The organism is Paracoccus simplex (assembly GCF_042648325.1).
Classification (GTDB): Bacteria; Pseudomonadota; Alphaproteobacteria; order Rhodobacterales; family Rhodobacteraceae; genus Paracoccus; species Paracoccus simplex.
Genome location: NZ_JBHRXE010000008.1, coordinates 106,196 through 129,846 on the forward strand (window position 1 = coordinate 106,196; position 23,651 = coordinate 129,846).

At 67.2% G+C, this 23,651-nt stretch carries 28 protein-coding genes and 1 pseudogene; 10 read left to right on the forward strand and 19 right to left on the reverse strand.

Going from position 1 to position 23,651, the window contains the following annotated elements; translation table 11 throughout:
* Positions 1-321 precede the first annotated feature (321 nt).
* From ACFOMP_RS03415 to ACFOMP_RS03435, 5 genes and pseudogenes are all read right to left on the reverse strand, one after another.
* Positions 322-745: pseudogene (locus ACFOMP_RS03415) on the reverse strand (phosphotransferase); the annotation flags it as partial.
* Positions 746-877: 132 nt separating this feature from the next.
* A complete protein-coding gene (locus ACFOMP_RS03420; RefSeq protein ID WP_379027889.1) occupies positions 878-1,273 on the reverse strand; it encodes a hypothetical protein in 396 nt (131 codons plus the stop codon).
* 58 nt (positions 1,274-1,331) lie between these two features.
* Positions 1,332-1,835, reverse strand: a complete 504-nt coding sequence (locus ACFOMP_RS03425) for a GNAT family N-acetyltransferase (protein WP_379027891.1) — start codon at positions 1,833-1,835, stop codon at positions 1,332-1,334.
* Entirely contained in the window at positions 1,832-2,170 is a 339-nt protein-coding gene (locus tag ACFOMP_RS03430; RefSeq protein ID WP_379027893.1) for a hypothetical protein, read from the reverse strand. The genes ACFOMP_RS03425 and ACFOMP_RS03430 overlap by 4 nt, the downstream gene beginning before the upstream one ends.
* A gap of 341 nt (positions 2,171-2,511) precedes the next feature.
* Entirely contained in the window at positions 2,512-2,916 is a 405-nt protein-coding gene (locus tag ACFOMP_RS03435) for a sigma factor (RefSeq protein ID WP_354670360.1), read from the reverse strand.
* Between the two features lie 182 nt (positions 2,917-3,098).
* On the opposite strand from ACFOMP_RS03435, the gene ACFOMP_RS03440 reads away from it, so the two are divergent.
* Positions 3,099-3,356 carry a hypothetical protein gene (locus tag ACFOMP_RS03440; protein WP_289895161.1) on the forward strand — a complete coding sequence of 86 codons (258 nt, stop codon included), beginning with the start codon at positions 3,099-3,101 and terminating at the stop codon, positions 3,354-3,356.
* A 310-nt stretch (positions 3,357-3,666) separates the two neighbouring features.
* Here the strand turns inward: ACFOMP_RS03440 and ACFOMP_RS03445 are convergent, their stop codons facing one another.
* On the reverse strand, positions 3,667-4,560 hold the full coding sequence (locus tag ACFOMP_RS03445; RefSeq protein ID WP_379027896.1) for a LysR family transcriptional regulator: 894 nt from the start codon (positions 4,558-4,560) through the stop codon (positions 3,667-3,669).
* Between the two features lie 106 nt (positions 4,561-4,666).
* Between ACFOMP_RS03445 and ACFOMP_RS03450 the strand changes: the two genes are divergently transcribed.
* The 3 genes from ACFOMP_RS03450 (at position 4,667) to ACFOMP_RS03460 (ending at position 7,225) form a co-directional block, all read left to right on the forward strand.
* Positions 4,667-5,284, forward strand: coding sequence for a nitroreductase family protein (locus tag ACFOMP_RS03450; RefSeq protein ID WP_379027898.1), 618 nt, complete (start codon positions 4,667-4,669; stop codon positions 5,282-5,284).
* Positions 5,285-5,306: 22 nt separating this feature from the next.
* Positions 5,307-6,200 carry an EamA family transporter gene (locus tag ACFOMP_RS03455; protein ID WP_379027900.1) on the forward strand — a complete coding sequence of 298 codons (894 nt, stop codon included), beginning with the start codon at positions 5,307-5,309 and terminating at the stop codon, positions 6,198-6,200.
* Between the two features lie 215 nt (positions 6,201-6,415).
* Positions 6,416-7,225 carry a GNAT family N-acetyltransferase gene (locus ACFOMP_RS03460; protein ID WP_379027902.1) on the forward strand — a complete coding sequence of 270 codons (810 nt, stop codon included), beginning with the start codon at positions 6,416-6,418 and terminating at the stop codon, positions 7,223-7,225.
* Here ACFOMP_RS03460 and ACFOMP_RS03465 read toward each other — a convergent pair.
* The 6 genes from ACFOMP_RS03465 to alr all read right to left on the reverse strand — a co-directional run bounded on the left by ACFOMP_RS03465 (position 7,222) and on the right by alr (position 12,395).
* Complete coding sequence (locus ACFOMP_RS03465; RefSeq protein WP_379027904.1) at positions 7,222-8,157, reverse strand: transporter associated domain-containing protein; 936 nt, start codon at positions 8,155-8,157, stop codon at positions 7,222-7,224. The two genes, ACFOMP_RS03460 and ACFOMP_RS03465, sit on opposite strands and share 4 nt — an antisense overlap.
* Positions 8,154-8,678, reverse strand: a complete 525-nt coding sequence (gene ybeY / locus ACFOMP_RS03470; protein WP_289895152.1) for an rRNA maturation RNase YbeY — start codon at positions 8,676-8,678, stop codon at positions 8,154-8,156. The genes ACFOMP_RS03465 and ybeY overlap by 4 nt, the downstream gene beginning before the upstream one ends.
* Positions 8,671-9,768 (reverse strand): PhoH family protein, encoded by a 1,098-nt coding sequence (locus tag ACFOMP_RS03475; RefSeq protein WP_289895151.1) that lies wholly within the window; start codon positions 9,766-9,768, stop codon positions 8,671-8,673. The genes ybeY and ACFOMP_RS03475 overlap by 8 nt, the downstream gene beginning before the upstream one ends.
* Positions 9,769-9,883: 115 nt before the next feature.
* Positions 9,884-10,621, reverse strand: a complete 738-nt coding sequence (locus tag ACFOMP_RS03480) for an ABC transporter ATP-binding protein (RefSeq protein WP_289895150.1) — start codon at positions 10,619-10,621, stop codon at positions 9,884-9,886.
* Positions 10,621-11,379: an MlaE family ABC transporter permease gene (locus ACFOMP_RS03485; protein WP_289895149.1), complete on the reverse strand. Its 759-nt coding sequence runs from the start codon at positions 11,377-11,379 to the stop codon at positions 10,621-10,623. Before ACFOMP_RS03485 ends, ACFOMP_RS03480 begins: the two co-directional genes overlap by 1 nt.
* Positions 11,376-12,395: an alanine racemase gene (gene alr, locus ACFOMP_RS03490; protein WP_379027907.1), complete on the reverse strand. Its 1,020-nt coding sequence runs from the start codon at positions 12,393-12,395 to the stop codon at positions 11,376-11,378. The genes ACFOMP_RS03485 and alr overlap by 4 nt, the downstream gene beginning before the upstream one ends.
* 155 nt (positions 12,396-12,550) lie before the next feature.
* Here alr and ACFOMP_RS03495 point away from each other — a divergent pair, with 155 nt between their 5' ends.
* Positions 12,551-12,943 (forward strand): hypothetical protein, encoded by a 393-nt coding sequence (locus ACFOMP_RS03495; protein WP_379027909.1) that lies wholly within the window; start codon positions 12,551-12,553, stop codon positions 12,941-12,943.
* Positions 12,944-12,983: 40 nt separating this feature from the next.
* Here ACFOMP_RS03495 and miaB read toward each other — a convergent pair whose 3' ends face one another.
* The gene (miaB, locus tag ACFOMP_RS03500; protein ID WP_379027911.1) at positions 12,984-14,315 is read right to left on the reverse strand and encodes a tRNA (N6-isopentenyl adenosine(37)-C2)-methylthiotransferase MiaB; all 1,332 of its coding nucleotides are present in this window, start codon (positions 14,313-14,315) and stop codon (positions 12,984-12,986) included.
* A 69-nt stretch (positions 14,316-14,384) separates the two neighbouring features.
* On the opposite strand from miaB, the gene ACFOMP_RS03505 reads away from it, so the two are divergent.
* Positions 14,385-14,732, forward strand: coding sequence for a TfoX/Sxy family protein (locus ACFOMP_RS03505; RefSeq protein WP_379027913.1), 348 nt, complete (start codon positions 14,385-14,387; stop codon positions 14,730-14,732).
* Here the strand turns inward: ACFOMP_RS03505 and ACFOMP_RS03510 are convergent.
* On the reverse strand, positions 14,711-15,160 hold the full coding sequence (locus ACFOMP_RS03510) for a DUF2380 domain-containing protein (protein ID WP_379027915.1): 450 nt from the start codon (positions 15,158-15,160) through the stop codon (positions 14,711-14,713). The genes ACFOMP_RS03505 and ACFOMP_RS03510 overlap by 22 nt on opposite strands.
* A 163-nt stretch (positions 15,161-15,323) precedes the next feature.
* On the opposite strand from ACFOMP_RS03510, the gene ACFOMP_RS03515 reads away from it, so the two are divergent.
* Positions 15,324-16,685: an aminotransferase gene (locus ACFOMP_RS03515; protein WP_379027917.1), complete on the forward strand. Its 1,362-nt coding sequence runs from the start codon at positions 15,324-15,326 to the stop codon at positions 16,683-16,685.
* A gap of 67 nt (positions 16,686-16,752) precedes the next feature.
* Here ACFOMP_RS03515 and ACFOMP_RS03520 read toward each other — a convergent pair whose 3' ends face one another.
* Both ACFOMP_RS03520 and ACFOMP_RS03525 read right to left on the reverse strand, forming a co-directional pair.
* The gene (locus ACFOMP_RS03520; protein ID WP_289895142.1) at positions 16,753-17,130 is read right to left on the reverse strand and encodes a pore-forming ESAT-6 family protein; all 378 of its coding nucleotides are present in this window, start codon (positions 17,128-17,130) and stop codon (positions 16,753-16,755) included.
* A gap of 120 nt (positions 17,131-17,250) precedes the next feature.
* A complete protein-coding gene (locus ACFOMP_RS03525) occupies positions 17,251-17,520 on the reverse strand; it encodes a DUF3572 domain-containing protein (RefSeq protein ID WP_379027919.1) in 270 nt (89 codons plus the stop codon).
* A gap of 114 nt (positions 17,521-17,634) precedes the next feature.
* Between ACFOMP_RS03525 and ACFOMP_RS03530 the strand changes: the two genes are divergently transcribed.
* The 3 genes from ACFOMP_RS03530 (at position 17,635) to ACFOMP_RS03540 (ending at position 20,310) form a co-directional block, all read left to right on the forward strand.
* On the forward strand, positions 17,635-19,038 hold the full coding sequence (locus ACFOMP_RS03530) for a diguanylate cyclase (protein ID WP_379027921.1): 1,404 nt from the start codon (positions 17,635-17,637) through the stop codon (positions 19,036-19,038).
* Positions 19,039-19,171: 133 nt separating this feature from the next.
* Positions 19,172-19,591, forward strand: coding sequence for a DUF983 domain-containing protein (locus ACFOMP_RS03535; protein ID WP_289895139.1), 420 nt, complete (start codon positions 19,172-19,174; stop codon positions 19,589-19,591).
* A gap of 41 nt (positions 19,592-19,632) precedes the next feature.
* Positions 19,633-20,310, forward strand: coding sequence for an NUDIX domain-containing protein (locus ACFOMP_RS03540; protein WP_379028070.1), 678 nt, complete (start codon positions 19,633-19,635; stop codon positions 20,308-20,310).
* Between the two features lie 34 nt (positions 20,311-20,344).
* Here ACFOMP_RS03540 and ACFOMP_RS03545 read toward each other — a convergent pair whose 3' ends face one another.
* The 3 genes from ACFOMP_RS03545 to ACFOMP_RS03555 all read right to left on the reverse strand — a co-directional run bounded on the left by ACFOMP_RS03545 (position 20,345) and on the right by ACFOMP_RS03555 (position 23,616).
* A complete protein-coding gene (locus tag ACFOMP_RS03545; RefSeq protein ID WP_379027923.1) occupies positions 20,345-21,115 on the reverse strand; it encodes an enoyl-CoA hydratase-related protein in 771 nt (256 codons plus the stop codon).
* A 68-nt stretch (positions 21,116-21,183) separates the two neighbouring features.
* Positions 21,184-21,648, reverse strand: a complete 465-nt coding sequence (locus tag ACFOMP_RS03550) for a cytochrome c-type biogenesis protein (protein WP_379027925.1) — start codon at positions 21,646-21,648, stop codon at positions 21,184-21,186.
* A 6-nt stretch (positions 21,649-21,654) separates the two neighbouring features.
* Positions 21,655-23,616 carry a heme lyase CcmF/NrfE family subunit gene (locus ACFOMP_RS03555; RefSeq protein WP_379027927.1) on the reverse strand — a complete coding sequence of 654 codons (1,962 nt, stop codon included), beginning with the start codon at positions 23,614-23,616 and terminating at the stop codon, positions 21,655-21,657.
* Positions 23,617-23,651 lie beyond the last annotated feature (35 nt).

Sequence of the window (23,651 nt, forward strand, 5' to 3'; positions counted from 1 at the left end):
TGAAATCTCCATCTGCCTTAGCAGAAGAGAATCACGTCAGGCGCAGTCTGGAAACACTGAATCTCATAGTCCGCGATACGCTCTAGCCTCTGGTTTGGACAAAGTTCGAATGCCAACGCCGTGTAAGTCGCAGCCCCCAGGATGGCCTTAACCTGAGTTGCCTTTGCAAGGGGATGCAGATACGCCGATCCGACTGCCCCCGCAGCTGCGCTGCCGGCGAGGCGACCAGCGGCTTGCGCCTCGCTTGCCGCTCGGAGTGTGGCCCACGCGCAATCGCGCATGAGCTTTGTTCGTGCTCCGCCTTCTGCGAAGGACTGTCCGGCCTTCGCGCTCGTCGTCAAAGTCCTCGACATCCACCAAGCCAGCATCGATCCGCGCGCGGGCGCGGGCTGATCTGTAGCTATGGCCACCATTGAACGGACAAGCGTCAAGCGGGATCGCATGCAGTCGGCGAAGGAACGCGGCCAGAGCATCCACAACGGCAATGCGAGCATCAGGATGCGCTTCCCATCGCTTGATAAGCGGTTTCTCCCGAGATTGCCGTCGTCAGCAGCCATGCTTCGTCGGGCTCCCGAATAAAGTGCACAATGGAGGGAGCGGGGACGTGGTCGGCAAGCCAGTGCAATCTGACCATTTCGTCAGTCACAGCATCGGCGCCTGCGCCCATTCCATGTTTCAAATACAGATCCTGGGCGGTCGCGCTGTTCTGGAGACGGTAAACAGAACTGCCCGATGCTCCAACGGTGTCGCGGCGTCATTCATATCCTGCGAGCGCGGGAGACAGATGTTCCCGGTAGGCCGCAAGGTCGATTTCAAGATCACTCAACTGTATCGTTCCTTTTTAGGATCGCGCGTCAACTTAGGGGCATAAGGCCCTCTACAAGTCAGGCAGCGTTCCGTAGCTATTGTTGTACTTCCTGCCCGGGATGGGGAATGTGAATTTGAGAGCCGTCCACACGTCGTCGACGCTGAGGGCCGTGCTCTCCACCATGCCGTGCTGATATCCGATCCGGATCACTTCGCGAATGTTCAGGTCCGTGCCGTTCCTGTTACCCTTCGGCCAGGATACCCAGAGCCGCCCTTTGGGCGCGACATGGGTTTTGAGGACAGGAAACTGCTCGTTCAGGTCCGATGCCGTCAGAACGAAGAGATGGACGTGATCAAACCTCCCGTCCAGGGAGGCTGGGACATCCAGTTCCGGCAACTTCATTGCGGCGTGCACATCAGCCGGCGCGCCGATGAAATAGGCTCGGGAACCCGCTTTCAGTCCCATTTTCTCCGCAACTGTACGCACCGGCGACCTCTTAACGCAGCTGGCTTCTGCACCGCATTCAGGACGCCGAAAATCCATCGTGGAAGGCAACGCTTCCAGATACTTCGGAACCGTCGAGAGACAGTTTCATAAAGTATTCCGGAGGAACCCCCTCGTATCGCACGGCGGGGTTTTGCTCGAACCCAAATCGCCGATAATAGGCGGGGTCGCCAAGGACGACGCAGCCGCTGGCCCCAGCAGCTTTCAACTGATCCAGACCCGCCCGGATCAGCATTCCGCCAATGCCGTTCCCCTGAAACTCGGGCCTGACGGAAACGGGGCCGAGACCGAACCAGCCAATCTCGGTGCCATTGATCGTGACCGGCGAGAAAGCGATATGTCCGACTATGTCGCCTTCGGCTGTCGCGACAAGGGAAATGGTGAGAGCATTGCTTGCCCGCAGGGCGTCGATGATCGCTCCTTCGGTCCCGGAGCTGTGTTCGGCGCCCTTGAACGCGGCCTCCGTCACCTGGCGGATATCCCGCGTATCTCCCGGATGTTCAGGCCGAATCTGGCACTTCATTGCTTCTGTTCCTTTGAAGGCTCTTTCGGCTTGGCGACCCAGCCGAAATAGGTAAGGTAAAGGCCGATCACGGTGAGCAACGCGAACCCGCCTCTCATGATACTCGAATGCGGGGTGGAGGCCGCAACGCCCTGCTCAATCAGCTCTGGCACCGCCATGAGCATGGCTCCGCGAATTGCCAGAAACCACCCGAAGAGCGAGACCAGGATGGCTGCGAGGCCGCGCCAATGCTGGTGAAATGCGATGATCGCAAGGCCGCTTCCAAGTAAGATGCCGCCCGACATCCACACCATGGCGTCGTTTTCGAAGTGCGATGGCACGGGTGCGGAGATCATATTCGTTCCTGTCAAGCATCTTACCTCTCAGAACGGCAGTATATCGCCCCTACACCAATCGCTGCCCGTCGTCACAGCACGAGAGGGAAAATCATGGAAGCGCTTAGGATCTTTGTATTTTTGATCGAGCATTGACAGCGGCGTGCTGTCCACAGATTACCTTTGTCGATCCTTCGGGGGCGAAGATCAGGACGGGTTCGTTATTGACCAAAGCTACTGCTCCCAAATCGAACACGCTCCGGATTCCGGCTCCAACGGCGCGCGTCCACCGCCAGCTTTCGCTGCCGCAGCTATGGCGACTTCATCAGCATCAAGCACGACATCGGGATCGAGAAGTGCCATCAACCCTTTGAAGTCCCCGTTGCGTGACGCGGCGACGAAGGCGGTAACGATTTCTCGGCGCCGGGCCCGCTAGCGCCGATCTCGGTTGGAGCCCCTGTGAGACGCCGCCGGGCCCGACTTGCGAGCTGACGGGTTGCTGCCGGTGACCGTCCGATTATCGGGGCAATGTGATCGAACTGCACCGCGAACAGGTCGTGAAGGACGAGGCAAAGCCGTGCGACGATCGTCGTGAGCCAATTGCGCAGGCTATGGACTTCCGAAACATCCGAATGCGCTATCCGCAGCCAGGCGTCTTGCACAGCATCATCCGCCTGGCCGTCCGAGCCGAGGATACGACGGGCAACAAATCGCAGGTAGTCGCGATGCTGCTCGAAATGCCGCACGAGGTCATTTTCGTCGCTCATATGCCCCTTACCGTCTGGTGTCCTCATGAAGATGACGCCTGGCCTTCGACAGATGTGACAGCCTGTCGAAAAAAGGTCCGGCGACGAGCCTGACCCTGCGTCCCGGCCATTGGTCACATCCGCCTCGCCGGCACCGTCACCCCTAGGACGGAATGGATCCGTGCCAAGGACAGGAGCGACCAATGAAAGTACGCATGGAAAACCCGACAGCCCACCTGACGGGTCCGGTGAACGCGATGAAAGCGATTCAGCAACTGGTGGGCCATCCACACAGCGCCGGTGTTGATGCCGGGGTCATTCACCTTACGCATCTGCGGGTAAGCCAGATCAATGGCGCAGTTTTGCGTTCACAGCGCGGCCAGGCATGGCCAGCAGTCCGGGATCGGCGAAGAACGGCTATTTGCGGTTGCAGCCTGGCGGGACGCCCCCTTTTTCTCTGACGCAGAACGGGCCGCGTTGGGCCTGGCGGAGGCCATGACCCGAATTGCCGACCGGGAGGCCCTGGTTTCAGACGGGATCTAGGCTGAGGTTCATGTGCATTTTGGAGAGCGGGAGGCTGCCGCTCTGGTGCTTCGGATTTCCACCATCAATCTGTTCAACCGCTTCAATGTCGCGACTCGGCAGATTGCGGGTTCGGCGGCGTGGTAGGATGCGCCTGATTCCGCCGGCTCCACGTCGCTGAGCCGAAAATGACAGCCGTTGGATGCCGTTATTTCGGCAGCCAACGGTATGCTGGGCTTGCCTGGAAAGCTATGCTTCATCCTGCGTTGCTTGAACCAGGAATTCAATGAAGGCGCGGACCTTGGGCAGAAGGTAGCGGCGCGACGGATAAACGGCGTAGATGGCGGTCTGCACCGGCGTCCAATCGTCCATGGCGGTGGCCAGACGGCCGGTGGCAATATCGTCCACGACATACTGCCGAGGAATGAGGCTCAACCCAAAACCCGCCAGCAGGGCATCGCGAACGGCAAGCCCGCTTGTCACCTTGTACCGACCGTTGATCGGCACCCGCTCCATCTCCCCGCCTTTGGCGAACTCCCATTCATGCGCATGGTCCGACAGAGTGAACCGGATGCAGTCATGTGCTTTCAAATCCTGCGGCACAAGCGGCTTGCCGTGGCGCTCGAAGTAATCGGGCGATGCGCAGACGACGTGATGGAGTGTCATGAGTTTCCTGGCGACAAGGCTGGAATCCTCAAGACGATCGCTGCCGCGAATGGCCAGATCGAACCCCTCCTTCACGACATCGACACGCCGATCGTCGAGTTGAAGATCCAGAACGAGATCGGGGTATTCCCTCAGGAAGCCTATGATCCCTGCCGAGAGCCGAGTGAGAGTGAACGTCAGCGGTGCGCTGACGCGAAGCAATCCGCTGGGCTTGCGCTGCAGCGGCCCAAGCGATTGGTCAGCTTCGGCGAGGTCGTCGAGAATACGCGCGACCTGCTCGAAATACCGCTGACCGGCCTCGGTTAGGCTCATGCTGCGCGTGGTGCGGTTGATGAGCCTGACCTTCAGGTGTTCTTCCAGCTCCCTGACATTCTTGCTGACGGCCGCCGGGGACAAGCCCATGCGACGGGCGGCCTCGGCGAAGGAAGCATGTTCCACGACGGCACGGAACACGTGCAGGGCAACCATGTGATCCATTATTATGCACCATAAGTGTACAGTATCTAAACTGGATAGCAGATTATCAACTTTTCAGAAACATCCTAACGAAGGCGTAAGGAAATCGGCTGCAGAAAGGACCGATATGAACGACGCCGTCATCGCCGCCATCACCCGCCGCGTTTCCGCTGGTCGCTTCGCCCCGGACGGCAACGTCTCCGACAGGCAGATCCACGACCTTGCGGAACTCGCGACCCGCGCGCCTACCGCCTACAACCTGCAGAACTGGCGGATGATCGCGGTCCGGTCGGCCGCGGCGAAAGCACGGCTGAAGGCGGTGGCGTTCGGTCAGGCCAAGATTGAGGAATCCGCCGTAACCTTCATCATCTGTGGGCAGGCCCCGTCGCATCGGGAACTTGGCGAGCGTTTGCTGCCTGCCGTCGAAGCCGGTTTCCTGCCGTCATCCGTCGTCGAAAACTGGATCACGGCGGTCAAACAATCCGATGACGGCAATGCCACGATGCAGCGCGATGAAGCGATCCGCTCGGCGACACTTGGCGCGGCCTTTCTGATCTTTGCGGCTGAAGCATACGGCCTCGCCTCATGCCCCATGGGAGGATTCGACGCCGAACGGTTGGCGCGCGCCTTCATGCTCGAGCAAGGGGAGAGCCCGGTGCTCTTGGTCGCCATCGGACACGGCGCCCGAGAGAACTGGCCCCAGAAACCGCGCATGCCCGTCGCGCGCTTCGTCACCACTGTTTAGGCCTATGGCCAAGGGTCCAGCCATGACAAAGACTTCGGATGTTGTCCTGACCGCGACTGCGCCGGCCGTGTGGGGCAGTACCTACATCGTGGCGACAGAACTGCTGCCAGACATGTCTCCGCTGGCAGTCGCTGCGATCCGCGCATTGCCTGCAGGGGTGCTGCTTCTTCTTGTCGTGCGGCAATTGCCAGCCGGAATCTGGCTTTTGCGTTCATTCGTCCTTGGCGCGCTCAACTTTTCAATCTTCTGGGCTCTGCTCTTTGTGGCAGCCTATCGCTTGCCTGGGGGAATCGCCGCGACAGTCGGGGCGGTTCAGCCGCTGATCGTGATCTTCGTCGCCGCCGCCATATTGGGCACGCGGATAAGGCCTCTCGCGATAACAGCGGCCGTCGCCGGCATTGCCGGCGTCGCACTCCTTGTACTGCGCAGCGAAGCGGCTCTCGACCCGATGGGAATTGCCGCGGCGGTCGCCGGTGCCTTCTCCATGGCTTTCGGAACCGTCCTCACGCGCAAATGGCAACCGCCGGTCTCGGCGCTGACACTCACCGCATGGCAGCTTTCCGCGGGCGGCTTGTTGCTGATGCCGGTGGTGCTGCTGGCGGCCCCGCCGATGCCGGCTTTCACGATGGCCAATGCGATTGGAAGCGCCTATCTCGTGGTCTTCACCGCGCTCACCTACGTCCTGTGGTTTCGCGGCGTTGCGAGGCTCGACACGACCGCGGTGTCGTCTCTGGGCTTCCTGAGCCCGCTTACCGCCATACTGCTCGGCTGGGCGGTTCTTGGCCAGGCCTTGTCCTCGCTGCAATTCATCGGCGCGGTGATCGTGGTGGTCAGCATATGGATAAGTCAACGAAGCGCGCGCCGGTCTTTGGCAAAGACCAGCTCGGGCAGCAGATCGCCCAAGCTCGCTGATTGACATGGCGAATCGGCAAGTGATCGGGTGCTGGGCGGGTCCGACGCCGCAATCGCAACAAAATGTGCCGCACAAATTGACAAAACCCGCCCGATGCCGCCCGATAGGGTCATCGCAGCGAACGGGTTTTGGGAACGGGATGCGGCGCCTTGGCGCTGGCGTCTCCGCAACCGGACCGTCCGTCGCTGCCCCAAGTGATAGAAACCAAGGAATTCGCCATGAGTTGCGCCTGCGGACATAACCACAATCACGCCCCCCCGATCGCCCGGGGCGGCGAAAAGATCCGGCTGGAACAGCCGCTGGTCTCGCTTTCCGGCCGGTTGATCTGCAAGGACGCCGCGCAGATGCTTCTGGCCCTGGACCTGCTGACCGAACATGTCGAGCTGAGCCGGGCCGAACCCGGCAATCTGCGCTTCGACCTTGCCCAGGCCGACGATCCGCTGGTCTGGAAGTTGAACGAGCTTTATGCCGACGATACCGCGTTTCAGGCGCATCGCGACCGGCTGCGCGACAGCCGCTGGGGGCGGGAAAGCCACGGCATCGAACGCGACTTCACCCGCGCCGAGCCCGCGCCCCGCATTCGCGCCGAGGGGTCACATGACCGCGCCGCCATCGCCGCGCTGCTGACCCGCGCCTTCGACAGCGAGACCGAAGCGCGCCTGGTCGAGGCGCTGCGGGCCGAGGACAGCCTTGCCCTGTCGCTGGTCGCCGAGGCGGAAGGCACCGTCATCGGCCATGTCGCCCTGTCGCCGCTTCAGGCCGAAACGCCGGCCTTGGCGCTGGCGCCGCTGGCCGTGCATCCCGCCGTGCAATCGCGCGGCATCGGCGAGGCGCTGGTCCGGGCCGCGCTTGCCGCATTCGACGACCATGCCATCGTCGTCCTGGGCGATCCGGGCTATTACGGCCGCTTCGGCTTCACGCCGGCCGAACTGGATTCGCCCTATGCCGGGCCGCATCTGATGGCGCTGGGGCCGCAGCTGCCCGCCGGCAGCCGCATCGCCCATGCCCCGGCCTTCGCCGCGCTTTAATCCGCGGCCCCCGGCGGCGGCGTGGCCGTCGCCCGCGTCAGCCGCAGCCGCACGCGCTTGATGCGGCGCGGATCGGCGTCGACGATTTCGAACTCGGCGCCGCTTTCATGCGGGATCACCTCGCCGCGCACCGGCACCCGGCCGGTCAGCATGAAGATCAGCCCGCCCAGCGTGTCGATCTCGTCTTCCTCCTCGTCCGAGGCAAGGCGCAGGCCGGTCTCGGCCTCGACATCCTCCAGCGGGGCGCGGGCCTGGATCAACCATTGGCCGGGCTTTTCGGCGATGCAGAGCCCGCCCTCGATCTCGTCATGCTCGTCCTCGATCTCACCGATGACCTGCTCGATCAGGTCTTCGATGGTCACCAGCCCGTCCACGCCGCCATATTCGTCGATCACCAGCGCCATATGGGTGCGTTTCTGCTGCATCTGCTGCAGCAGCACGCCGATGGGCATCGAGGGCGGGACGTAAAGCAGCGGCCGCAGCATCGGGCGCAGCGCGAACTTCACCGGAACCTGGGCGCCGAAGCCATATTTCAGCGCCAGATCCTTCAGATGGATCAGCCCCAACGGACTGTCCAGCGTGCCACGGAACACCGGGATGCGGGAAAAGCCATGCTCGCGGAACATCTCGACCAGTTCGGGCAGGGTGGCGTTCACCGGGGCTGCGGCGATTTCGGCCTTGGGGATGGCCACGTCATCGACCCGCATCCGGCGCAGATTGACCATGCCCGGAACCCCGGCCGGCGCCATGGCCGGGGCCTTTTCCTGGCGCTCGGCGGCGGTATCGGCCTCGTCCCCGGCGGCAAAGGCGCCCAGGATGCGCCCGAGAAAGCCGCGCGATTGCGGCAGGTCACGCCCGTCCCCGCCTATGCCATCCGCCCATGAGGCGGGGTCGGCGGAAACCGGCGTGTCGGGACTTCGGTCGTTACTCATGTCTCATGTTCCAGATAGGGGTCGGGGATGCCCAGCTTGCCAAGGATCGAACGCTCGGCATCCTCCATGGTTTCTGCGTCCTGGTCGTCTATATGGTCATAGCCTGCCAGATGCAGAATGGCATGGACCAGAAGATGCGTGGCGTGATCGGCAAAGGGCTTGCCCTGCGCCTCGGCCTCGCGCTGGCAGGTGTCGTAGGAGATGGCGATGTCGCCCAGTTCCTCGATGCCCGGCAGGTCGGGACGCGTGCCCGGCGGCCGGGGGTCGAATTCCACCGCCGGCCAGCTTAGCACGTTGGTCGGCTTGGGCTTGCCGCGGAACTCGGCGTTCAGTGTCGCGATCCGATCATCGTCGCAGCCCATGACCACCACCTGGAACTCGCCCAGGTCCAGCCATTCGCCCACGGCGCGGGCGGCGCGCTCGGCCATGGCGGGCAGGCCCGCATCCTCCCAGCGGTCATCCTCCAGCACGATATCGACGATCTCCAGCGCCTCCTCGGCGGCGCCCCGGCTGTCAGGCATCGCCCGGCCCCCCGCTTGCCAGCCGCGGCTCGCGGCGCGGGATACGCTGGCCGCGCTCGTCGAAGACTTCGCCGCGCGCCAGCGCCGCTTCGGCCTCGGAATCGTAAGCCTCGATGATGCGGGCGACCAGATGGTGGCGCACCACGTCCTTGGCGGTGAAGTAGCTGAAGCTGATGCCCTTGATGTCCTTGAGGATCTTCTCGGCGTCGGTCAGGCCGGAATGCACGCCGCGCGGCAGGTCGATCTGGGTGCGGTCGCCGGTGATGACCATGCGCGAGCCTTCGCCCAGACGGGTCAGGAACATCTTCATCTGCATGGTGGTGGCGTTCTGCGCCTCGTCCAGCACCACGAAGGCATTGGCCAGGGTGCGGCCGCGCATGAAGGCCAGAGGCGCGATCTCGATGCGCTTTTCCTCCATCAGCTTCTGCATCTGCTTGCTGGGCAGGAAGTCGTTCAGCGCGTCGTAGAGCGGCTGCATGTAAGGATCGACCTTCTCCTTCATGTCGCCGGGCAGGAAGCCCAGCCGCTCGCCGGCCTCGACGGCCGGGCGCGACAGGATGATCTTGTCGACATGGCCGCCGATCAGCATGGTGACGCCCACCGCCACCGCCAGATAGGTCTTGCCGGTGCCGGCCGGGCCGATGCCGAAGGCCAGTTCGTTGGCGAACAGCGCCCGGACATAATCCTTTTGCGCCTCGGTGCGCGGCTCGACGGTCTTCTTGCGGGTGCGCAGCTCGATCGGGCCGGTCTGGAACATTTCCAGCTGCTCGGCCGGGCTGGGGCCGTCGGCCACCGTCTCGGCGCCCATGCGCAGCGCCGCCTCGACCTCGGCCATCTCGACCGGGCGGCCCTGTTCCAGCCTGGCGTAAAGCGCACGCAGCACCTGCGCCGCCTCGGCCTGGGCATCGACCGGGCCGACGACCGACAACAGGTTGCCGCGTCGCAGGATATGCACCTTCAGCGCCTCCTCGATCCGGGCGAGGTGACGGTCATGCGGGCCGCAAAGGTCGATCAGCAGCCTGTTGTCATGGAATTCCAGCAGGGTTTCGCCGGGGGTCGCGGTCTCGGGGGGCGTGGGGGTCAGACCCAAATTTCACTCCGGGTTCGGATTTTCGGTAACCCATGGTTGCAACTGCGCGGGATTCGCACAAGGGGGGCAGACCGGCTGTTGCGGTTTTGCCAAGCTGTCGGCGGAAAAACGGCCGTCATGCGCCGGGCCCGCGCGCCATGGGCCGGGCGCGGCCGGCGATAAAATCGCGCAGATAGTCGTCCTCGGCCGCGTCCATCCCGGCCACCGGCCCCTGCCAGCGCAGCCGCCCGCGATCCAGCAGCGCCACCCGGTCGGCGATGGCGCGCACCGATGACATGTCATGGGTGATGGTGATGGCGGTGGCGCCGGTCTCGTCCACGATGCCGCGGATCAGCGCGTTGATCGCCGCGGCGCGGATCGGGTCCAGCCCGGTCGTCGGCTCGTCGAAGAAGATCACCCGCGGGTCGGCGGCGATGGCGCGGGCCAGGCCGGCGCGCTTGCGCATCCCGCCCGAGAGTTCCGCCGGGTAAAGATCCGCCACCTCGGGGCCAAGGCCGACGCGGGCCAGCTTTTCGACGGCGATGGCGCGGGCGCGGGTCTTCGGCATCGACCGCAGCAGGCGAAAGGCGACATTGCGCCAGATCGGCAGGCTGTCGAACAGCGCCGCGTTCTGGAACAGCATGCCGAAATGATCCATGAAGGCGCGCCGCTGCCCGGCCAGCGGCCGGCCCTGCCACAGGATCGTGCCGGCATCCGGCGTCTCGAGCCCTAGGATGCAGCGCAAAAGCACCGACTTGCCGGTGCCCGAGCCGCCGATCACCACCAAGCTCTCGCCCTCGGCCAGGTCCAGGTCGACCCCATCGAGCACCGGCTTGGCGCCGAAACTCTTGGACAGGCCGCGCACCGCCAGCATCAGAAGAACAGCCCGGTCAGGGCGAAATTGGCGGCCAGGATGCCGACCGAGGCCGCGACCACGGCATTGGTCGTCGCCCGCCCCACCCCGGCCGCGCCGCCGCCGGCGGTCATGCCGAACCAGCAGCCCGACAGCGCCACGATCAGGCCGAAGACCGTGCCCTTGAGCAGGCCCGAGACCACGTCCCAGCTTTCCAGATAGGCCCAGGAATTCGACAGATAGGTGGCCGAATTGAATCCCAGCGCCTGCACGCCGATCAGCCAGCCGCCCATGATGCCGATCACGTCGCCCACGCCCACCAGCACCGGCAGGCACAGGATCGCCGCCCAAAGCCGGGGCGAGACCAGCCAACCGACCGGATCGGTCGAAAGCGTCACCAGGGCGTCGATCTGCTCGGTCACGCGCATGGTGCCAAGCTCGGCTGCGATGGCCGAGGCGACGCGGGCGGCGACCATCAGCCCGCCCAGCACCGGGCCAAGCTCGCGCGCCATGCCGATGGCGACGATGGCCGGCACCACGTCGCCGGCCTGGAAGCGCTGGCCGCCGGAATGGATCTGCAAGGCCAGCGCCGCCCCGGTGAACAGCGCCGTCAGCCCCACCACCGGCAAGGACAGCCAGCCGATATGCAGGATCTGCCGCGCCAGTTCCGAAGGGTGCTGACCCAGCCGCGCCAGGCCACGGCCGGCGAACAGCGTCACCCGCCCGGTCGCGCGGGTCAGGCCGATGGCCGCCCGCCCGATCAGCCGGACCGGGTTCACAGCCAGCGACGCTCGTAGCGCCGGCCCAGCGAGGTCAGGATCTCGTAGCCGATGGTGCCGGCCAGCGCCGCCAGGTCGTCGACCCCCTGCCGGGCGTTCAGGATCTCCAGCGCCGGGGGAACGTCGGGCAGATCGGTCACATCCACGGTGATCAGGTCCATCGAGATGCGGCCGATCACCGGGCAGGCCCGTCCGCCCGCCCAGAGGCGCAGCCGGCCCTCGCGCGCCAGCGCCCGCGCCAGACCGTCGGCATAGCCCGCCGCCACGGTGGCGACGCGGGCCGGGCGCCCGGCGGTCCAGCTGTAGCCGTAGCCCACGGATTCGCCGGGCTTCACCTCGCGCGTCTGGATCACCGGCAGCGACAGCGTCACCACCGGCTGGGCCTCGGCGAAGGGCTCGCCGCCGTAAAGGCCGATGCCGGGGCGCACCAGATCGAAATGATAATCCGGCCCCAGCAGGATGCCGCCGGTCGCCGCCAGCGAGCGCGACGCGGTCACGCCCTCGGTCATCGCCCGGAAGGCGGCAAGCTGCTGGGCATTGGCCGGATGGTCCGGCTCGTCGGCGCAGGCCAGATGCGACATGACCAGCTGCGGCCCGGCGGCCAGCGCCTCGGCCCGCACGGCGGCCCATTCGCCGGGCTCGAAGCCCAGCCGGTTCATGCCGCTGTCCAGCTGGATGCCGAACGGCCCGCGCGGCCGCAGCGCCCGGTCGCGGAAGAATTGCTGGGGACTGTTCAACAGCGGAATCAGCCCGGCCAGATCCTCGCCCTCCATATGGCCCGACAGCACGAAGACGCGCGCGTCCTCGGGCAGCAGCGGCCGGATCGCCCGCCCCTCGGCCGCCAGGGCGACGAAGAAATCCCGCGCCCCCGCCTCGTAGAGCGCGGGCGCGACGCGCGACGCGCCCAGACCATAGGCATCGGCCTTGACGACCGCCGCCGCCCGCACGCCGGGGGCCTTGGCCGCAAGCGCCTTCCAATTGGCCGCGATGGCCGGAATATCGATGACGAGTCCCATGCCAGCGGCATGGCCCCTGCCCATCCCGTCGTCAAGATGCCGGGGCGAAGAATCTGCCCCAGGGCCGCGCGCCGGCCGGAAAGCTTGGTCTTTCCTTCGCGGTGCGGCACCGTTAGCCTCGCTACCAAAGACGGCATTCGACCAAGGGGCATGACATGAAACTCGGCTTGATCTTTGCGGGCAGCCTCTTGCTGCTGGCCGCCTGCGGCGTCCGCGACGAATACGGCGAAATCATCGCCCGCTCGACCCCGCCCAGCGCGGCGCTGCGGGCCGAACTGGCCGCTGGCGCCGCCCGGCTGGCCTATGACCCGGCCTCGATCCGCAATGCCGAGATCTCGAACGTGGCAAGCTTCGGCGACGGCGTGCAGGGGGTCTGCGTCCGGGCGGACAGCAAGAACGTCTCGGGCATCTATACCGGCGTGCACAATATCGGCATCCCGCTGCGCGACGGCAAGCCGGCCGGCGGGACGCTGGATCATCCGATCTGCAACCGCAGCGACGTGCCCTGGCACAAGTTCCCGGAACTGGAGCGGCTGGGCGCGAAATAGCCCCCGGCCCATCCCCGCAACCGCCCCTTGGGGCGGGGGGTCAGGCCACCAGCTCGCCCGCCAGCGAATTCGGGGCGCTGTGGGTGATGCGCACCCGGACCAGATCGCCGACCGCGGCCTGCGGCGCCTCGACGAAGACCGCGTGCAGATAGTCCGACTTGCCCACCATCTGGCCGGGCAGCCGGCCGGGCTTCTCGAACAGCACGCCCAGCTCGCGCCCGACCATGCCCTGCTGCGCCGCCTTCTGCTGGCTGGTCAGCAGCGCCTGCAGCTCGTGCAGGCGGGCATCGGCGGTGTCGCCGTCGATCTCGGGCCGCTCATAGGCCGGGGTGCCGGGGCGCGGCGAATACTTGAAGCTGAAGGCGGTGCCGAAATTCACCGCCCGCACCAGCGACAAGGTGTCGCGGTGGTCCTGCTCGGTCTCGCCGGGGAAGCCGACGATGAAATCGCTGGTCAGCATGATGTCGGGCCGCGCCTCGCGGATGCGGTCGATCAGCCGCAGATACTGGTCCACCGTATGCTTGCGGTTCATCGCCTTGAGGATGCGGTCGCTGCCCGACTGCACCGGCAGGTGCAGATAGGGCATCAGCTTCGGCTCGTCGCGATGCGCCGCGATCAGGTCGCCCGACATGTCGTTCGGGTGGCTGGTGGTATAGCGGATGCGGTCCAGCCCGTCGATTTCCGCAATCGCCCGGATCAGCCGGCCGAAGCCCCATTCGGCCCCTTCGGGCCCCTCGCCGTGCCAGCCATTGACGTTCTGGCCCAGCAGCGTGATCTCGCGCACGCCGCGGGCGACGAGGTCGCGCGCCTCGGAGAGGATGCGCGACACCGGGCGCGAGACTTCGGCCCCGCGCGTATAGGGCACCACGCAGAAGGCGCAGAACTTGTCGCAGCCCTCCTGCACGGTCAGGAAAGCGGCGGGGGCGCGGCGGGTGGCGGCGGGTTTCGGCAGGTGCTCGAACTTGTCCTCGGCCGGGAATTCGGTATCGACGCCGCCGCCCGCCCGGGCCATGGCCGGCAGGCGGTGATAAGCCTGCGGGCCGACCACCAGATCAACGATGGGCATGCGGCGCTGGATCTCGGCGCCCTCGGCCTGGGCCACGCAGCCGGCGACGCCGATCTTCAGGTCCGGCCGCTCGGCCTTCAAGGGCTTCAGCCGGCCGAGGTCGGAATACAGCTTCTCGGCCGCCTTTTCGCGAATATGGCAGGTGTTCAGCAGCACCATGTCCGCCTCGGCCTGGTTCTCGGTCAGGACATAGCCCTCGGCGCCCATGGCCTCGGCCATGCGCTGGCTGTCATAGACGTTCATCTGGCAGCCATAGGTCTTGATGAAAAGCTTCTTCGCCGCCGGGGTATTGGCTTGGTCCGTCATGCCGTGCTGTCCTTGGAGTTGCGGCGCTGATACAGCAAGACAGGGGCTTTGGAAAGCGGGGCGCAAGGAATGACCGACCTGACCGAACTGCCGAATATCGGCCCCGCCATCGCCCGGGCGCTGGTCGCGGCCGGGGTCGCGGATGCGCGGGCGCTGCGGGCCATGGGCGCGCACGCGGCCTATCGCGCCCTGTTGCTGGCCGGGGAACGACCGCATTTCATCGGCTATTACGTCTTGCACATGGCGCTGCAGGGCCGGCCCTGGAACGATTGCCGGGGCGAGGAAAAGGCCCGGCTGCGCCGGGATTTCGACGCGCTGCTGGCCGAGATGCGCCGCACCGGCCCCGCCGCCATCGAGGCCGCCCTGCGCGAGATCGGCCTGGTTGCGCCTCAGCCTCAGCCCGCCTCGCGCAGCTGACGCGCCAGGAACCGGCCGGCGCGGCGCCACGCCTCATCATTGTCGCCGCGGAAGTTCAGTTCCTTGTGCAGGATCAGCCTCTCGTCCTTCAGGTCCACCAGCGAGGCGAAGATCTGCAGGATCAGCGTGCTGGATTTCTGCACCACCACGAACAGCCCGCGATCGCCGCCCTGGTCGCGCAGCAGCGTGACCAGGCAATCCGCGGTCTCGCGCGGGCATGCCGCGGCCACCTCGCCGGGGGCGACCGGCGTGCCCGCCATCTCCTCGGCCAGCACCGAGGCCAGCAGCGCCTGCCGGCGGTCGTGATCCGCGCTTTGGTCCCGGGCCTCGTGCGAGGTGTCGAGCAATTTCAACGGCGCGATCATCAGCCCCTCGGCCAGCGTCGGCAGCGGCGCAAGCAGCGACAGGGCCAGAAGCGGCTTGCGCATGGCATCCTCCTTGGCGGGGTTCGTCCCGACCATATTGCGCCCCGTCCCCGGATGCGGCAACCGGGCGGAAGGTCTGGACCCCTTCCCCCGCGGCGCCGGGCCCCATTGAACGGGCCGGGGTGGCCGGCTAGCCTCGACCGCAAGGATGATCATGGAGGCGGCAATGAACCAACCGCAAAGCTGGGAAGCCCGGGCCGAGGAATATTCGCTCTACGGCTTCACCGACATGCCCTCGGTGCACCAGCGGGGCACGGTCGTGGTGACGCATGGCGAGGGGCCCTATGTCTTCGACGTGCATGGCAGGCGCTACCTGGACGCCAATTCCGGCCTGTGGAACATGGTGGCGGGCTTCGACCATCGCGGGCTGATCGAGGCCGCCAAGGCGCAATACGAGCGTTTCCCCGGCTATCATGCTTTTTTCGGCCGCATGTCCGACCAGACGGTGATGCTGTCGGAAAAGCTGGTCGAGGTCTCGCCCTTCGCCTCGGGCAAGGTGTTCTACACCAATTCCGGCTCCGAGGCGAACGACACCATGGTCAAGATGCTGTGGTTCCTGCACCGGGCCGAAGGCAAGCCGCAGCGCCGCAAGATCCTGACGCGCTGGAACGCCTATCACGGCGTCACCGCCGTCTCGGCCAGCATGACGGGCAAGCCCTATAACGAGGTGTTCGGCCTGCCGCTGCCCGGCTTCATCCACCTGACCTGCCCGCATTACTGGCGCTTTGGCGAAGCGGGCGAGACCGAGGCGCAGTTCGTCGCCCGCCTGGCGCGCGAGCTCGAGGACACCATCGCCCGCGAGGGCGCCGACACCATCGCCGGGTTCTTCGCCGAGCCGGTGATGGGCGCCGGCGGCGTCATTCCCCCGGCGCGCGGCTATTTCCAGGCCATCCAGCCGATCCTGAGAAAACACGGCATCCCGCTGATCTCGGACGAGGTGATCTGCGGCTTCGGACGCACCGGCCAGACCTGGGGCTGCGAGACCTATGACTTCATCCCCGATGCGATCATTTCCTCGAAGAACCTGACGGCGGGCTTCTTCCCGATGGGCGCGGTGATCCTTGGCCCCGACCTGGCCGGCCGCGTCGAAGCCGCCGTCGAGGCCATCGAGGAATTCCCGCACGGCTTCACCGCCTCGGGCCATCCGGTCGGCTGCGCCATCGCGCTGAAGGCCATCGACGTGGTGATGAACGAAGGGCTGGCCGAGAACGTCAACCGCCTCGCCCCGCGTTTCGAGGAGAACCTGCGCCGCCTGGCCGAAAAGCCGAATATCGGCGAGTATCGCGGCGTCGGCTTCATGTGGGCGCTGGAGGCGGTTCGGGACAAGCCCACCAAGACCCCCTTCGACGCGACGCTGTCGGTCAGCGAGCGCATCGCCAACACCTGCACCGACCTGGGGCTGATCTGCCGGCCTCTGGGCCAATCGGTGGTGCTGTGCCCGCCCTTCATCCTGACCGAGGCGCAGATGGACGAGATGTTCGGAAAGCTGGAACAGGCACTCGACAAGGTCTTCGCCGAGGTCGCCTGACCGGCATGAAAAGCGCCCCCGCAAAGCTCGGGGGCGCCGTCCGCCAAGCGGAGCGTTGAAGCGGGCGTTACTGGGGCAGCTGCGCCGCAGCCTGCTCGACCGCCGCGGCGATCTGGGTGCAGAGCGCGGCCACTTCGGCGCCCTGCGCCTTGGCTGCGTCGGCCAGCGATTGCTCGACGCCCATGGCGCTGACCGTGCCGGTCTTGCCCTTCTCATAGGCGGCCTCGACCGCTGCGGCGTCCTGGGCGGCCGGCAGCATGGCCATGATCTTGCCCTGGGTCTCGGCCGCCTTGCCGTCGATATGCCCCTCGGCCTGGCAATATTCCAGCACGCCCAGCTGGTTCTTCGCCGCCGCGACCGCCATATCGGGGTTCGGCGCGGTCTGCGCCAGCGCCGCGCCGCCAAGCAGCGCCAGCGTCAGGGTCGGGACAAGAATGCGTCTCATAAGGATCTCCTGAAAATCGGCCGGCGGCTTGCCGGTGCGCCATTGGCATGCATCGGCGCGGCGCCCGCAATGCGCAGCTTTACCGATAGGAGCCATCCCGCCGATCCCGGAGCCGGCGCGCTACCACGGATCGCCGCCGCCCAGCACCGCGCGGGCCATCTGCACCCGCTCGGGGCGCAACCCCGCAGCCTGGGCGAAATCCAGCACGCGCTGGTCCTGCTCCAGCAGAAAGTCCAGCACGAAAAGGGCGAATTCCGGCCGCACCGCCATGGCGCGCAACCCGGCCACGTCGCTGCCCGACTGCGCCAGCAGCGCCGCCACCAGGTCGGGCTCGGCCGCGATATGGGCAAAGCCCGAATCCGCGATGTCGCGCGCTTCTCTCGGTGTCATTCCGCTCTCGCTTTCGTGAAGGCCGGCAGCGATTTCTGCAGCGCCGGAAAGGATTTGTTAACCATTCCTGCGCAAGATGCGGGCCAGGGCAGCAGGTGTAAAGCGGGCGCAAGCATGGCGGGGCGGATTCTGGTCGTTGACGGCGTGCCGACGAACCGCATCACCATGAAGGTGCGGCTGGCCTCGGCCTGCCACGAGGTGGCGACTGCCGCCTCGGGCCAGGACGCGCTGCGCATGGCGCGGCTGATCCATCCCCGCATCGTGCTGATCGGCGCCAACCTGCCCGACATGGACGGGCCGGCGCTTTGCGCGGCGCTGCGCGCCCTGCCGCAGGGGGCCGAAACGCCGGTGCTGGTCCAGGCCCGGGGCGAGGACCGGGTCGCGGCGCTGAGCGCCGGCGCCTCGGGCCTGATCGAGCCGAACGACGCCGACCTCACCCTGCTGGCCCGCATCCGCGGGCTGATGCGGCACGAACCGGGGGCAGAGACCGGGGCGCTGGAAGCCCCGGTGCCCGGCCTGGCCGAAGCGGCGGCGGGCTTTGCCCATGACGACCGGCCGCGCGCCGTCTTCGTCGCCGACAGCCCGGCCACGGCGCTGGGCTGGCGCCATGCCCTGCAGGGCCGGGTCGGCTTCGCCATCGCCATCGCCGAGCCCGAGCGCGCGCTGGCCGAGGCGGCCTCGGGTCGGGTGGCCGATCTCTACTTGATCGCGGCGGATGTGCAGCAGCCGGGCGACGGGCTGCGGCTGCTTTCGGAACTGCGCTCGCGCCCGCATTCGCGCGATGCCGCCTTCGTCGTCGCCCTGCGCCCCGAGCGGGCCGAGATGGCGCCGGTGGCGCTGGATCTTGGCGCGGGCGACGTGCTGGCCTGGAGCCTGGCCAGCCCCGGGACGGCGCCCGAGGCGGCGATGCGGCTGGAAGCGCAGCTCGCGCGCAAGCGCGAGGCCGACCGTCGCCGGCACGAGACCCGGCGCAACATGCGCTGGGCGATGACCGACCCGCTGACCGGGCTGCACAATCGCCGCTATGCCCTGCCCCGCCTGGCCGAACTGGCGGCCGAGGCGCAGGAGGCGGGCCGCGACTTTGCGGTGATGCTGCTGGACATCGACCGCTTCAAGCAGGTGAACGACGTCTACGGCCATCCCGCCGGCGATGCGGTGCTGGGCGAGGTGGCGACCCGCCTCGCCTCGGCCCTGCCCGCGGATGCACTGCTGGCCCGCATCGGCGGCGAGGAATTCCTGGCGGCGCTGCCCGACTGCCCGGCCCGCAGCGCCCGCCGCGTGGCCGAGGCGCTGCGCCAGGCGGTGATGGCCGAGCCGGTCTGCCTGCCGCCCGGCTGCGACAGCGCCGCGCTGGGCGTCACCGTCTCGGTCGGTGTGGCGGTCGGACAGGCCGGCCCCGGCTGCGGATGGCCGGCCGAGCCGGAAACCCTGCTGGCCTGCGCCGACCGCGCGCTGCTGAACGCGAAATCCTCGGGCCGCAACCGCATCGTCGTCGCGCCGCAGATGGCCCACGCCTGATGCCAGAGCCGGTGCCGGGTTGGCCCCGCGTTCCGGCCTGCGACGCTTTGTCGCTTCCGACCGAAGCCGCGCTTTTCTTCAAGGCGGCCATGCCCTAGATAGGATGGGAACAGGAAAGGAAAGGAACGCGCGAATGTCCCACGCCTCTTCCCCCGCGACCGAAGCCGAACGACCGATCAAGCAAGCCATGCTGCGCACGGCGGTCGGGCGCTGTCCGGCCTGCGGCCATGGCCGGCTGTTCAAGGGTTACCTGACCGTGAACCCGTCCTGCGCCCATTGCGGCGAGGCGCTGCACCACCAGCGCGCCGATGACGGGCCGGCCTATCTGACCATCCTGCTGGTTTCGCATCTGGGGGCGCCGCTGCTGCTGGCGATCTACATGATGTATCGCCCTTCGGCCATGGCGATGCTGATCGGCTTCAGCCTGGGCGCGGTGATCCTGTCGCTGCTGCTGCTGCCGCTGATCAAGGGCGGCTTCATCGGCTTCCAATGGGCGCGGCGGATGCATGGCTTCGGCCAGCAGCCGGCCCCGGCCGAGGCCCGCGCCTCGTGAGCGGCGCGGCCGCGGCCCTGCACGAAAGCAAGCCGGCCGAGATGCCGGTCCGCGATGCGGCCACCGTCCTGGTGCTGGACCGCAGCGCCCCCGGTGGCCCTTCGGTGCTGATGGGCCAGCGCGGCGCCTCGGCGGTGTTCATGCCGTCGAAATACGTCTTTCCCGGCGGCGCCGTGGATGCTGCCGATGCCGGCGCGCGGCTGGGCGGCGCGCTTTCGGCCGAGACGGCGGCCCGGTTGGCGGTCGATCCGCTGCCCGGCACGACCGTCACCCCCGATGCACTGGCCGCCGCCGCACTGCGCGAACTGGCCGAGGAGACCGGCCTGCTGACCGGCCATCCCGGCCCCGCCCCCCAAGGCTGGGACCATTACGCCGGCGCCGGCCTCGCCCCCGATCCCTCGACGCTGATCTTCCTGTTCCGGGCAATCACCCCACCCGGCCGGCCGCGCCGCTTCGACGCGCGTTTCCTGCTGCTCGATGCCGAACGCCTGCATGGCGACCGCAACGATTTCGGCGCCGCCTGCGACGAGCTTTCGCACCTGCATTGGGTGCCCTTGCCCGAGGCGCGGGCGCTGGACCTGCCCTTCATCACCGAGGTGGTGCTGGCCGAACTGGCCAGCCTGGTCGCCCAGGCCGGCAACGGCCCGCTGCTGCCGCCGGCCTCGGTGCCCTTCTTCGACAACAGCCAGTCGGCGCCGCGCTTCCGCCGCATCGGCTGAAACCGCATCAAAGGGCCGCATCGTTTGGTGCCGGTCAGCGCCCCTTGAACCGGGGCGCGCGCTTCTGCAGGAAGGCGGCGACGCCCTCGGCGAAGTCCTCGGTCCGCGCCATCTGGCCCTGCAGCCGCGCCTCGAGCCGCAGTTGCGCCGTCATGTCGTTGCCGCCCGATGCGCGCAGCGCCTGGCGAATCGCCAGGAACGCCGCCGTCGGCCCCTCGGCCAGGGTTTTCGCCCGCGCCGCCACCACCGCTGCGAATTCCGCGTCCGGAACCGATTCCCAGATCAACCCCCATTCCGCCGCCCGGGCCGCCGGGATACGGTCGGCGAACAGCATCATCCCCATGGCGCGCGGCACGCCCACCGAACGCGGCACGATGAAAGTGCCGCCGGCATCCGGGATCAACCCGATGCGGCTGAAGGCCTGCACGAAACTGGCGCTTTCGGTGGCGACGACCACATCGGCGGCCAGCGCCAGATTGGCCCCCGCCCCGGCGGCGATGCCGTTCACCGCCGCGATCACCGGCACCGGCGCGTCCGAGATGGCGGCCAGCATCGGCTCGTATTCCTCGCGCAGGATCTCCTCGACGTCGAAGCCGGCGGTGGCGTCTGTCAGGTCCTGGCCCGAGCAGAACCCGCGGCCGTTCCCGGTCAGCACCACGCAGCGGGTGTCCTGCGGCAGGTTCATCATCGCGGCCACGATCTCGGCCCGCATGGTGCGGTTGAGCGCATTGACCGTGTCGGGTCGGTTCAACGCCAACCGCGCGATGCCGTCCCGATGGGTGAATTCGATGGTCTGAAAGCTCATTCCTGCCCCCCCGATGCTTTCGGCCATCCTGCCCAAGCACCGGCCAAGGGGAAAGGTCCGACCCTGCGTCAGTCGCGCATGATCCGGTCCAGCCGGGCCCTTTCCTCCTCCGACAGGCACGCCGGGCCTTCCTCGGCCAGGTTGCGCGAGCGCACGAAGCGCCAGCCCACCAGCAGCGCCAGGACGGCCATCACCGGCCCGGCCAGGTAGAGCAGCCAGTTCACCCCGCGCGCCGGCGGCTGGAACAGGACATATTCGCCGAAACGGTCGGTGACGGCCTGCACCGCCTGGGCATCGCTGTCGCCTGCAACCAGCCGTTCGCGCAGGTAAAGCCGCAGGTCGCGGCTGATCGGCGCATTGGATTCGTCGATGGTTTCGCCCGCGCAGACCGGGCAGCGCAGGATCTTCGAGATCTCGCGCGCCCGCGCCTCCAGCGCCGGGTCGGTCAGCACCTCGTCGGGCTGCACCGCCCAGACCGGCAGGGCGGCCGGCAAGGCGAGCAGCAGCGACAGGCAAAGAAGCAGCGCGCGCATGACCTGTTACTCCGCCGGCTGGGCCGCGACGCGCGCCTGCCGCGCCCCGGCGGCGACGCGATAGCGCCGGTCCGACAGGCTGATGCAGCCGCCAAGCGCCATCAGCGCCGAGCCCAGCCAGATCCAGCTGGCAAAGGGCTTGATATAGCTGCGCACCGCCCAGCCGCCATTCTTCTGCTCGTCACCGATCACCAGGTAGAGATCGCGGAACAGCCCGTTCTGGATCGCCGCCTCGGTCGTCGGCATGGCCTGCACCGGATAGACCCGCTTTTCGGGATGCAGCAGCGCGACCTGCCGGCCGTCGCGGCTGACCTTCATCGTGGCGATGGTCGCGTCGTAGTTCGGGCCGGGGCGTTCCTCGACCGCCTCTAGCGTGATGTCATAGCCGGCGACGGTGAAGGTCTGACCGACCTGCGCCACGCGGATATCCTCGACCTGCCAGGCCATCAGCAGGCTGATGCCGATGAAGGTGACGCCCAGCCCGGCATGCGCCACCGCCTTGCCCCAATCGGCGCGCGGCAGGCGGCGCAGGCGGGAAAGGCCGGAATTTCCAGTGCGCAGCCACAGATCGACCACCGCGCCACCGACCAGCCAGGCGCCCAGCCCGGCGCCGATCACCGCCAGCGCCGAATGCCCGGTCGAGACGGCATAGACCAGCGCCATGACGGCGGCGGCAAGCAGCAGCGCGCCGCGCAGCGGATAAAGCACGCGCTTCAGCCGGCCGCGCTTCCAGGGCAGGATCGCGCCCAGCGGCAGGATGATCGCCAGCGCCACCATGAAGGGGGTGAAGGCCTTCTCGAAGAAGGGCGCGCCGACGGACAGCTTCTTGTCCCAGGCCATCTCGGCCACCAGCGGCCAGACCGTGCCGATGAAGACCACGAAGGCCGAAACCGCCAGCAGGATGTTGTTCAGCACCAGCGCCCCCTCGCGCGAGACCGGGGCGAAGGCGCCGCGCGCCTGCATCGAGGCGGCGCGCACGGAAAACAGCAGCAACGCGCCGCCGACGAAGAAGGCCAGGATCGCCAGGATGAACACGCCGCGCTCGGGGTCGCTGGCGAAGCTGTGGACCGAGGTGATGACGCCCGAGCGCACGATGAAGGTGCCGATCAGCGAAAAGCCGAAGGCCAGGATCGCCAACAGGATGGTCCAGCTTTTCAGCACTTCGCGCTTTTCCACCACGATGGCGGAATGCAGCAGTGCGGCGGCGATCAGCCAGGGCATGAAGCTGGCGTTTTCCACCGGATCCCAGAACCAGAAGCCGCCCCAGCCGAGCTCGTAATAGGCCCACCAGGACCCAAGCGCGATGCCGATGGTCAGGAAGACCCAGGCCGCCAGCGTCCAGGGCCTGACCCAGCGCGCCCAGGCGGCATCGACCCGCCCCTCGATCAGCGCCGCGACGGCAAAGCTGAAGGCCATGCTGAGCCCGACATAGCCGAGGTAGAGGAAGGGCGGATGGAAGGCGAGGCCGGGATCCTGCAGCAGCGGATTCAGATCGCGCCCGTTGAAGGGCGGGCTGGCCATGCGCAGGAAGGGATTCGAGGTGAACAGGATGAAGGCCAGGAAGGCGGCGCCGATCGCCGCCTGCACCGACAACACCCGCGCCCGCAGCCGGGGCGGCAGGTTGGCGTCGAAGCTGGCCGCCGCCGCGCCGAACAGCGACAGGATCAGCACCCAGAGCAGCATCGAGCCCTCGTGATTGCCCCAGACGCCGCTGATCTTGTAGAGCATGGGCTTGGCGGTATGCGAATTCTCGTAGACCAGCGCCACCGAGAAATCCGAGGTCACGAAGGCCATGGTCAGCGCCGCGAAGGCGATGCCGATCAGTCCGAACTGCGCCAGCGCGGCGGGCCGGGCGCTGTCGATCCAGCCGCTCCAGCCCTTGGCGGCGCCGATCATCGGCACGGTCATCTGGAACAGGGACACGGCAAAGGCCAGGATCAGGGCGAAATGGCCGAGTTCGGCGATCATGGACTTCCTCCGGATGGCTGGCCCGTAGAATAGCC